Below are 11,108 nucleotides of genomic sequence, written 5' to 3'. Positions count from 1 at the left end.
TTTCTCGTGGACTCGTACACCTGTTCGCGATTTTGATCTGTGATATTTTCAAATCGCTGCATGATCATATCCGCGCCCAGATTCGAAGTCATGATGATTATGGTGTTTTTGAAATTCACCACATGCCCCTTGCTGTCTGTCAGGCGTCCATCGTCCAATACTTGCAGCAAGATATTGAACACTTCCGGATGCGCTTTTTCAATTTCGTCGAGCAGCACCACCGAATAGGGGCGACGACGAATCGCTTCGGTCAACTGACCGCCTTCCTCATAGCCCACATATCCGGGGCTCCGATGAGCCTGGACACGCTGAATTGCTCCATGTACTCGGACATGTCGATGCGTACGATGGCATTTTCATCGTCAAAGAGAAACTCTGCCAGAGCACGCGCCAATTCTGTTTTTCCCACGCCAGTGGGACCCAGGAAGATGAACGAACCCAGAGGTCTGTTCTCCTCGCTCAATCCGGCGCGCGAACGCCGCACTGCGAAAGAGACTGCCTCGATGGCTTCTTCTTGTCCGACAACACGCAGCCGCAACCGGTCAGCCATTTTCAGGATTTTCTGTTTCTCACTCTCCATCATCTTGCTGACAGGAATTCCGGTCCAGCGGGAAACAATCTCCGCAATATCATCTTCGCCGACTTCTTCCTTCAGCAAAGAATGATTCCGATGCAGTTCTTCCAACTCTTTATTCAATTGCTCCAATTTTTTATTCAATTCAATCAACCGACCATATTTTAACTGCGCCGCTTTATTATAATCGCCCTCGCGCTCCGCTTTTTCCGCTTCGATCTTCACCTGCTCGATTTCCTCTTTCACCGCGCGAACGGCTTTTATTTTCTCTTTTTCCATCTGCCACTTAGCCTTCAGCTCAGTGGATTTTTCTTTCAGCTCAGCTAATTCTTTTTTGATCTTTTCCAGCCGATCTTTGGAGGCAGCGTCTTTTTCTTTTTTCAAAGCAACCTGCTCGATCTCCAATTGTTTCACACGCCGCTCCAATTCATCGATTTCCTCGGGCATGGAATCAATTTCCGTGCGCAATTTCGCTGCGGCCTCGTCGATCAAATCAATCGCTTTGTCCGGCAAAAATCGTTCGGAAATGTAACGATGCGACAAAGTCGCCGCGGCAACAATGGCATTGTCAGAAATGCGAACTCCGTGGTGAACTTCGTATCTTTCCTTCAAACCGCGCAAAATAGAAATTGTATCTTCCACAGACGGCTCTTCCACCATCACCGGTTGAAAGCGCCGCTCCAGCGCTTTGTCTTTTTCAATGTATTTTCTGTACTCGTCCATTGTCGTGGCGCCGATCAAACGTAACTCGCCGCGCGCGAGCATTGGTTTCAACATATTTCCGGCGTCAACAGATCCTTCGGCAGAACCAGCGCCCACAATCGTATGCAATTCGTCGATGAACAAAATGATTTTTCCTTCGCTCTCCTGAATTTCTTTGAGCACTGCTTTCAGCCGGTCCTCGAATTCACCGCGATATTTGGCGCCGGCGATGAGAGAACCCATTTCTAATTGCATAACCGTTTTATTTTTCAAGCCTTCCGGAACATCGCCGGAGGCGATCCGCTGGGCGATGCCTTCAATGATTGCGGTTTTTCCCACGCCGGGCTCTCCGACGAGCACCGGATTGTTTTTCGTGCGCCGGGACAGCACTTGAATAGCGCGCCTGATTTCCTCGTCTCTGCCGATGACCGGATCCAATTTTCCCTGTCGCGCCAGTTCGGTCAAATCCCTGCCGTAACGTTGCAGCGCTTGATATTTTTCTTCCGGATTCTGATCCACTACGCGCTGACTGCCGCGAATGTCTTTCAGCACCTTCAAAACCGCATCTTTGGTCACGCCCTGCTGTTTTAACAGATCAGCGACGGGCGAGCCCTTTATTTCTAAAATTGCCAATAGCAAATGTTCGGTACTAACAAATTCGTCTTTTAACTGACGCATTTCTTTCATCGCCTGAGTCAGCACCTGATTCACTTGCGGCGAGACGTACAATTGTCCTACAGCGCCGCCGCCGGAGACACGGGGCAGACGTTGAATTTCCTCATCCAGTCTCGATTCCAGTAATTGAATATTGGCGCCGATTTTTTTCGATACTGCTTGTGGCACACCGTCGGCGTCCGCAAGCAACGATTTCATCAAATGCGCCAGCTCCACCTGCTGCTGGCCATTTTCCTGCGCCAGATGCTGGGCATTGGCTATCGCTTCCTGTGCTTTTATTGTTAATTTGTCCATTGTCATTTGGGTCACTCCTCTCACTAATTTTTTTCCGATGATGTCAGAAAATTTCATACGTACAAAAGCAAATGACATGCCAGAGCTTTATTTGTGTAGTAACTAATTGTTTTTATTTAAGCAAACAACTTTCCGTAAACCAATAAACGACTTATTTAAGAACGTTCTATTTGTCAATTACCCTGTCATTTTGACAATTTATCAAAAGAAAACAGTAAAATTCCTTTCATCCGGAAAGCTTTTTCAGATCAAATGGCGATATGAAAGTTGAAAGATTCCGACACAAGCTAAAAAGGAAACCCTGATTAATGCAAAACCGTACAATTAAATGCGCTACCAAATTTGAAACTAAATTTTCAGATATTCGTAAATTCAAGGAATAATGAAATCCGCCTTTAAATTTCCTGGTTGAATTTTGATCCAGGAACAAAATTGAAATTGACGCTGTCGATTTGTCCCTAAAAAAGGGCCGCCAAATTGAAAGAGGGTGCGAAGAAAAGCAAAAAAGGAAAATTTTTCTTGACTTTTTTAAAAAAAATCTTAATTTACCTATGTAACCTTGAAAAAACTTGTAGGAATTTATGAAAAAGCGAATGTAGCTCAGATGGTAGAGCACTGGCTTCCCAAGCCAGATGTCGCGGGTTCGACTCCCGTCATTCGCTCTATTTTTTTCAATTGAAATGTGATGTTGGTCACGACAAATTTGGGTGAAAAAGATTATTTTTTCACAGAAGAATTTATCAATCCGCCATTTTGAATAAAATTCAAAGGGGGTGACACATACTTTTTTTTTAATCACTACGTCTTCAAAAAGAGAGGCAAATTTATTTTGTCAATAAAAAAGCAAACTTAACAAAGGAGCCGATTATGAAAGTGTCACGGATTTTTGGTATTGCATTGGTCCTGGTTTTCAGCCTGGCGCTGAATTTGACAGCACAAAATGTCACTCAGGGAGCAGACCAAAACCAGATGATCAATTGGACAACCCAAACCGTCCGCGCCAAAGGTTTCGGCGCCGCAAATCCGAACTTACCAATTTCCGCCGCTCGAGCAAATGCCATCCGCGCCGCCAAATTAGATGCGCTTCGCAATATTTTAGAGACAGTGAAAGGCGTTACCATTAATTCAGAAACCACAGTAGAAAATCTCATGGTGCAAAGCGACGTCATCCGCAGCCGCGTGGAAGGCGTGGCAAAAGGTTACACCATTGTCGACGGGCCTCGCTACATGTCAGACGGCTCAGTCGAGCTCACTGTTGAAATGCCGCTCACCGGCCAGTTCGCTGACGCCTTGCTTCCGTCTAATTTTGGAGGCGGGCAATTTATGACCGGCGGACAACTGTTGTGTCCGACCTGCGGCCAGCCATGGCCTCAGGGCAAACCTGTGCCTCCGGGCGTGCAATTACAACGCGTCGGCGGAGCCGCTCCCGGAGCGACAAATGCAGTTTACACAGGTCTGGTCGTTGACTGTAAAGGATTGGGCGTGCGGCCGGCAATGGCGCCGAAAATTGTCGATGAGAACGGGAATGAAGTTTACGGTTCCAAATTTGTCAGCCGTCAGTGGGCGGTGGAAATTGGCATGGTCGGCTATGACAAAGATGTCAACCGCGCACGCCAGAATGATCGCGTCGCCAGTAATCCCTTAATTATCAAAGGATTACGCGCATCGGGCCAGAACAAAACTGATGTAGTTGTCTCCGCTGCGGATGCGGCAATTATTCATCAAGCCGCCGCGAATCAAAATTTCCTTGACAAATGCAAAGTGATGTTCATCGTTAATTAGATGAATATGGCTTACGCTCCTCAGATATCTGAATAAGAAAATAACGGAGGAATGCTATGAAAATAAATCATTTCCGCATGTTGGGACTACTTCTCGCCATCGCGATGTTAGTCGTTCTGGTCGGATGCGGCACGAAAGCAATTAAAGAACAATCGGTTTTGGACACCCCGGAAAATCATTTCAGTCGCGGCATGACTGAATTCGAACGCGGTAATCTGGATCTCGCCATGAAGGAATTCGACCGCGCCAAAGCTTTGAACCCGGACTACGGCGAGGCTTATTCCGGCATGGCTTTGGTTTACGCGAAAAAAGGTGATTTCAAAAAGGCGTACGATTTTGCGGACAAAGGCATCGACAAAAGCGGCAAATCTGTGGACTGCCGCATCATTAAAGGCCGCGTGATTACCTTCGAGCGCAAAGGCGACAAATGGGTGGAAAAAGCAGCCAAAGAATTCAACAAAGCGCTGAAAATTAATCCCAACAGCAGCAAAGCCTGGTATTATCTGGGCATTACTTACAAACAAGGCTTCCAGTTCGCCAATGCCGTGAATGCGTTCCGCAAAGTTGTGGAGCTCAAAGGTCCCTACTCCACGGAAGCAAATGCTGAATGGGAGTTGGTGCAAAAAATTGAGCGAGCAAAACCGGGCACAAAAGTCGGGGCAAAAATTGCTTTAATTCCGAAAATAGATCGCGCCGATCTGGCTGTTTTGCTGATGGAAGAGTTGAGATTAATGGACATCGTCAAAAAGAGAAGACCTCAGGTGTACGATACCCGTTTCCGCGCGCCGGAGGATCCGACAAAATTGCAGGCGACAAAAGTTGCACAGATGGCTGCTGCCACAGACATCAAAGGTCACTGGGCGGAAAGCTGGATTCGGGACATCATTAATGCACAGATTTCCGGTTTGATGCCTTATCCGGATCACACATTCCGTCCCGATGATCCGATTACTCGCGCCAATTACGCGCAGGTGATGCAGAGCATCATGATTATGATCACCGGAGACGAAGCTTTGGCGACAAAATATATCGGCGAGCCGTCCCGTTTTCCGGACGTTCCGGCGACGCACTACGCGTACAATGCCATCGCGCTGATGGTGGACCGCGGCATCATGAAAGCGGACAAAATGACGGGCGCTTTTAAGTTAAACGATCCCATGTCCGGCGCCGACGCGTTGTTAGCAATTCGCGATTTCCAAAACGCGCTGAGATTTAATTTTTAATTTAGAAAAGCTGAAAGGATCGGTTGCTATGCCGATCCTTTCTTTATTTTGCAAAAGGAGATTCAGAAAAATAAATTTCCAAAAGAAAACGCGAGGGGTATGGGAAACCTCGTTGAAAACAGTCTGCAACTAAATTTGCTCAGTTTCGTTCAATCAGACGGGTTCCCAAACCCGTTTTTTCATATTGAATAACAAGTCTGCAAAGCTTTTCATTTTAGCTCGGAGGAATTTTATTTTGAAAAAGAAAATAATTTTTGTTCTGCCCATTATTTTAGCGCTGCTGTTAATGGTGAACGGAAATGTTTTTGCGCAACGCGCTACGCAAAAAGTGACCAGCACCGGCATGGCAGGCATTTTCGGAAATGACATCGGACTTGCCAGAGATCAGGCAATCGACGACGCGATTCGCAAGGCGGTCGAGCAAACGCTGGGCATGTTTGTGCAATCTTCCACCTTAGTAGAAAATAGTATGGTTGTGGAAGATAATATTCTCACCTGGTCAAATGGATACGTTCGCACTTACGACGTTTTGCGTGAAGGCAAAACGAGCGAAAATAGCTACGAAGTCACCATCGAAGCGGAAGTTGAACTTGCCAATCTAAAAAACGATTGGGAGGGGCTGCAAAATCTTATCAATAAAATGGGCAACCCGCGCGTCATGTTTATGATTAACGAGCACAATATTGGTGAATCATACAATCGCTATGCCTATTTTTCTGTGGATATGAATGTCACAGAAAACACTCTTTTGGACAAATTCATCCAGAGCGGTTTTGAATGTGTCGATCCCGCTACCGTGCGCCAAAATTTGCAGCAAGACCAGGCATTAGCTGTACTGCAGGGTAACAACAAAATGGCAGCCGTGATCGCGAAAAAATTGGGCGCAGAAGTAATTATCACCGGCAAAGCGGTCGCCAAAGTCGCCACTGGCTTGAATTTGGGCGGCATGAAATCCTGTCAGGCAAATATCACGGCACGCGTAATTAAAGCGGACGTCGCCACGATTATCGCTACCAGTTCTGCTCACGCCGCCTATCCGCATATCGACGAAGTCACTGGCGGTACCGAAGCCATCAAAAAGGCCGCCAACAAATTGGGCGACGATCTGATTGCGAAAATTACTCAGAAATGGAAGGATGAATTTTATCGCGCCACAACCGTCAAAGTGATCGTCCAAAACGTTAAATCGTTCAACGAACTGAACGATTTCAAAAACACGCTGAAGTATCTGATACGCGGCGTCAAAAACATTTACAGCCGCAATGTCACCGGATCAACTGCGGAATTGGATGTGAAAATTACCGGCAACGCCAGCCAATTGGCGCGAGAATTAGAGAAGAAAGCGCTGGACAAATTTTCTGTCAAAGTGCTCGGCATGAGCATGAATAAAATCACCGTGCAAATTTCCGAAAAATCTGAAATGTAAATATTTTAAAATCACTAACAACAATTTTAGCATTAAAAAGTTTTCTAATGAGGAGACAGTAAATGAAAAAGATTCACAACATTGCAATGCTGGCGTTACTCATCGTCACCTTTGTTGTGCCATTAAAAATTTTCGGGCAAGACCTGGCGCGCATTAAAAAGAGAGTTGCAGTTTTCGAGTTTGAGGACAAAACGGATCATCGTTATCGCTGGTGGTCCGGCCAGAGCGTTGGCCAAGGAATGTCCGACATGCTGGTTACCGAACTCGTCAAAACCGGCAAATACAAAGTCATCGAACGCGGCGCGCTGGACAAATTGATGAAGGAGCAGAGTCTCGGGATGACCGGCGCCGTGACACCTGAAAGCGCTGCCAAGGCAGGAAAACTTTTGGGCGTGGAAATTGCCATCGTCGGCGCGGTGACGGAATTCGGTCACTCTCGCGGCGGCACCGGAGGCCGCATCAAAAATATCCGCATCGGTGTGTCCAAACAAGCTGCCACCGTGGGCATCGACGTTCGTCTCATCAATGTGGAAACAGGAGAAATTCTGGCGGCGGAACACATCCGCAAAGAAAAATCCAAAAAGGGATTATCATTCGGCACGCCTAAATTTAGTTTTGACAACAAAAATAAATTCGACGAATCCATTGTCGGAAAAGCCACCCGCGCAGCCATCGAAGATATTATCAAATTGCTGGATTCAAAATCCGTCAGTATGCCGTGGCAGGCAAAAATCATTAAAGTTGCCGGAAATCAAATTTACATCAATTCCGGCGCTGAAGCTGGACTGAAAAATGGCGATGTTTTTGTCGTTTACGCCAAAGGCGAAGACCTCGTCGATCCGGACACCGGACTTTCGCTGGGTTCGGTCGATACAAAAATCGGCAAAATCAAAGTTGTCAACAACAATATTGGCCAGGGGAAAGCATCGGTGTGCATTGTTGTTCAAGGATCAGGCTTTGCCCGTGGCAATTTTGTGCGGTTAAAATAATGTATTTTGAATAAATGGAGCCTGGCTATACTGCGAAATCAGCACGCCAGGCTTTTCATTTGTCAGGAATTGAAAACATCCCCCGCAGAATCGGCACAAGTAAACAAAGGCAACGCGAAAAATTGATTGTTTTTAAAAAGGAGCGAAAAATTAATAATGCCATGAAAGTGCAAAAATCAACTAGGCGACGTTTTCAATTTTTTACTATTTTTTCTTTTCTAATTCCGATTCTTTTCCTGTCTAATTGCGCCGTCATCCCGGGGTTGAACACCATTCGCATAGATAAAATTGCTCGTGGCCCAGAATTTGCACCGTATTCAGGCATTAAAAAACGAATCGCGGTACTTGATTTCAAAAACGTCTCCGGCTTTGGAACGCAAAAGTTGGGCAGCGCCTTGGCGGACATGCTCATCAGCCGGCTGGCGCATTCGGGCAGATTCATTCTTGTCGAAAGATCGAAAATCGAGCAGATTTTACAGGAACAGGCGTTGGGACAGAGCGGCGTGATTACAGAAGAATCGGCGCCGCAAGTCGGCCAACTGCTCGGCGTGGAATCTATCATTACCGGAAAAATAATTACGGCGGGACAGGAAACAGGCGCAAGCAAATTAAACAACAAAGAAGACAAATGGAAATTTGCGCTCAAAGCCACGTTGGGTTTTGTGACGATTTCCTACCGCATGGTGTCTGTCGAGACGGGTGAAATTATTTTAGCTGACCACATCTCCGAGAAAGAAATTCGACCCGGAATCGGCGTTCAGACGAAAGATTATGACTTTGACACCATGTACGATTTTGACGAAACCATCGTCGGGATCGCATTTCAGAAAGCAGTGAACAAAATCGCCGTAAAAATTGCCAATCACGTCGATGCGATCGAGTGGGCAGGAACAATTATTCAGGCAAAAAATGATACGACCATTTACTTCAAACCGGGACTTGCTTCGGGAATCCATCCGGGACAACTGTTCACTGTCTATGATGCAGCTCCCTTATCAGATCGTCCGAAAGCCAGAATTGAAGCGACTGGTTTTATCGGCGACAAAGTGACTCGCGCGCGCCTGATCATGGGCAGCGACGTTCAGCGGGGAGATCGTGTGAAATTAGTTTCTGTTTCCAAACAATAAAAAATAATTCTCCACGGGAGGTTACCATGAATGCAGCACGCTACGGCATCGTAATTTTGTTGGTATCGGTTTTTGTCATGGGGTTTGTGCGTTCGGACGAGCGTAAAATCGGCAAAGTAAATTTTATTTTGGGCGATCAGGGAGCCATTCGCGTCCATCATCCGGGCAGCGCTCGCTGGCAACAAGCGCGATTGTACGCGCCGGTTTACGATGGCGACAGATTTCGTACGCTGCAGGAATCACGCTGTGAAATCAAACTTGGCAAAAAAGGCACCATTCGCATCGGCGAAAATGCCGATCTCTTTCTTCGCTACAATCCGAAGAAAAAAACCAACAAATCGACATTGAACAAAGGCAGATTATGGGCAAGTCTGAAAGGTTTTTTCAACAGAACCAGTTTTTTTATTCGCACGCCGACTGCCGTGTGCGCCGTGCGCGGCACCATTTACCGCATTGACGCCGACTCCACGACAAGAATTTCTGTGTACGACGGCGCCGTCGATGTGGGCCCGGCGTGGTTTGCCGAAGCCGACTCAGTCCCCAAAATGCCGCAGCAACGCTCGCTTCAGCCGACAGAAGTTCCTGGCCCCACGGAAGTGCCGGGACCTTTTGAAGTTAGTTTAGAGCAGTGGGTGCAAATCGTTGCCGGCTATCAGATCGAAGTGCGCGCCGACGGCAAATACAGCAAAACAAAAATCGACCCGGCGCAGGATGAAAATGACGATTGGGTGAATTGGAATTTGCAGCGGGATGGGCAGAAGAAATTTTAAGAACTTTTTGCGTTTCGCATATTTTGATTTAATTTTTCGGAAAAATTTTAGGTCGCAAAGTGAGTAATTTTTCATTTTTAGGAAGCACTTCATTTTTATTTGGTTCTTAAAAAAAATAAAATTCTTATTGGTGAAGATAAACTCAGTCCGGTTGGTTACAGTTGCCGGACTTTTTTTACAAAAATGGAGGATTGAAAAATACCTGTTTCAGAAAGAAATATGATAGTGAACACCGTTGAGCCAGGCAGTTTAGCTGAAGCAGCAGGAATTACACCCGGCGATGAAATTGTGAGCATAAATGACAAACAAATTCGCGATCCTATCGACTATCGTTTTTATTCCAGTGATGAGTTTTTGGAAATTGAAATCAAGAGAGGCGAGAATTTTTTTCGAGTTAAAATTGAAAAAGATTACGATGACGATCTGGGTGTCATTTTTGAAGAAATTCAATACCGCCACTGCGGCAATAAATGTATTTTTTGTTTTGTTGACCAAAATCCGCCCGGCTTGCGCGACGCGCTTTATTTCAAAGACGAAGACTACCGCCTTTCTTTCATTTACGGAAATTACGTGACGCTGACTAACGTCAGCAAAAACGATTTGCAGCGGATCGTTGAACAGCGACTTTCTCCTCTCTACGTTTCGGTTCACGCGACTGACCTTGAAACGAGAAAGCGCATGTTAGGCATTCGCGGCGACGACAAGTTGTTGGAAAAAATTAATTTTTTAGCCGACAACGGCATTGACATCCACGCACAAATTGTACTCTGTCCCGGCATCAACGACGGAAAAATTTTGGATCAAACCATTGACGATCTGGCCAATCTCTTTCCGGCAGCGCAATCCATCGCCATTGTTCCCCTGGGACTCACTCGCCATCGGCAGAAACTCTATCCGTTGCAGCCGGTGACTCCAAAATTTTCAGCGAAAATCATTGAACAACTGGAGCCCAGAAGTGTTGTTTTCAAAAAGAAATTGGGGCAATATTTGATTTATCTCGCTGACGAATTTTATTTACAGGCAAAAAAACCGCTGCCGCCGGCTGATCGCTACGACGAGTTTCCGCAGATCGAAAATGGTGTGGGCATGACCCGGGAGTTTCTCGATAGCTTCAAGGAACAAATGGCTTCTTTCCCGCATAGAATAAAGCAACCGATTCGCATGACAATGGTAACAGCGAAATCTGCCGACCCTGTGCTGCGGAAAGAAATTTACCCGCTGCTGGCGAAAATCGAAAATTTGTCCGTGGAAATTGTTTCGGTGACAAATCGATTTTACGGGCACTCGGTTACAGTCACCGGATTGCTCACCGGGCAGGACATTTTTCATCAGCTAAAATTAATCGATCCCGCGGAATTGATTTTGCTGCCAGGCAATTGCGTCAATTACGCGGGCGTTTTCCTGGATGAGTGGACGCCGGAAAAGTTGTCGAAGGAATTAAATCAGCGGCTGCTGGTGTTTGACGATGATTGGATTTCGTTGTTGCAAAATTTAAATACATTTCCCGACCTTGCAAAGGTTTGAAACCTTTGCAAGGTTACTGCTA

At 46.3% G+C, this 11,108-nt stretch carries 7 protein-coding genes, 1 tRNA gene and 1 pseudogene; 8 read left to right on the top strand and 1 reads right to left on the bottom strand.

The window, feature by feature from the left end; translation table 11 throughout:
- A pseudogene (locus GXO74_04635) lies at positions 1 to 2,251 on the bottom strand (AAA domain-containing protein).
- A gap of 583 nt (positions 2,252 to 2,834) precedes the next feature.
- Here GXO74_04635 and GXO74_04630 point away from each other — a divergent pair.
- The 8 genes from GXO74_04630 to GXO74_04595 all read left to right on the top strand — a co-directional run bounded on the left by GXO74_04630 (position 2,835) and on the right by GXO74_04595 (position 11,086).
- A tRNA-Gly gene (locus GXO74_04630) sits at positions 2,835 to 2,907 on the top strand.
- A gap of 205 nt (positions 2,908 to 3,112) precedes the next feature.
- Positions 3,113 to 4,027, top strand: coding sequence for a hypothetical protein (locus tag GXO74_04625; protein ID NOZ60946.1), 915 nt, complete (start codon positions 3,113 to 3,115; stop codon positions 4,025 to 4,027).
- Between the two features lie 56 nt (positions 4,028 to 4,083).
- Positions 4,084 to 5,250, top strand: coding sequence for a tetratricopeptide repeat protein (locus GXO74_04620; protein ID NOZ60945.1), 1,167 nt, complete (start codon positions 4,084 to 4,086; stop codon positions 5,248 to 5,250).
- 235 nt (positions 5,251 to 5,485) lie between these two features.
- Complete coding sequence (locus tag GXO74_04615) at positions 5,486 to 6,676, top strand: hypothetical protein (protein ID NOZ60944.1); 1,191 nt, start codon at positions 5,486 to 5,488, stop codon at positions 6,674 to 6,676.
- A gap of 62 nt (positions 6,677 to 6,738) precedes the next feature.
- Positions 6,739 to 7,665: a hypothetical protein gene (locus GXO74_04610; protein ID NOZ60943.1), complete on the top strand. Its 927-nt coding sequence runs from the start codon at positions 6,739 to 6,741 to the stop codon at positions 7,663 to 7,665.
- Positions 7,666 to 7,787: 122 nt separating this feature from the next.
- On the top strand, positions 7,788 to 8,792 hold the full coding sequence (locus GXO74_04605; protein NOZ60942.1) for a hypothetical protein: 1,005 nt from the start codon (positions 7,788 to 7,790) through the stop codon (positions 8,790 to 8,792).
- A 26-nt stretch (positions 8,793 to 8,818) separates the two neighbouring features.
- Positions 8,819 to 9,562 (top strand): FecR domain-containing protein, encoded by a 744-nt coding sequence (locus tag GXO74_04600; GenBank protein ID NOZ60941.1) that lies wholly within the window; start codon positions 8,819 to 8,821, stop codon positions 9,560 to 9,562.
- Between the two features lie 219 nt (positions 9,563 to 9,781).
- A complete protein-coding gene (locus tag GXO74_04595) occupies positions 9,782 to 11,086 on the top strand; it encodes a DUF512 domain-containing protein (GenBank protein ID NOZ60940.1) in 1,305 nt (434 codons plus the stop codon).
- Positions 11,087 to 11,108 lie beyond the last annotated feature (22 nt).

The organism is Calditrichota bacterium (genome assembly GCA_013152715.1).
Taxonomy (GTDB): Bacteria; Zhuqueibacterota; Zhuqueibacteria; order Thermofontimicrobiales; family Thermofontimicrobiaceae; genus 4484-87.
This window is presented reverse-complemented; position numbering and strand designations above follow the sequence as displayed.

Coding starts and splice junctions, on each gene's coding strand:
- GXO74_04625 (NOZ60946.1), top strand. CDS start 3,113: ATGAAAGTGTCACGGATTTTTGGTATTGCATTGGTCCTGGTTTTCAGC.
- GXO74_04620 (NOZ60945.1), top strand. CDS start 4,084: ATGAAAATAAATCATTTCCGCATGTTGGGACTACTTCTCGCCATCGCG.
- GXO74_04610 (NOZ60943.1), top strand. CDS start 6,739: ATGAAAAAGATTCACAACATTGCAATGCTGGCGTTACTCATCGTCACC.
- GXO74_04600 (NOZ60941.1), top strand. CDS start 8,819: ATGAATGCAGCACGCTACGGCATCGTAATTTTGTTGGTATCGGTTTTT.
- GXO74_04595 (NOZ60940.1), top strand. CDS start 9,782: ATGATAGTGAACACCGTTGAGCCAGGCAGTTTAGCTGAAGCAGCAGGA.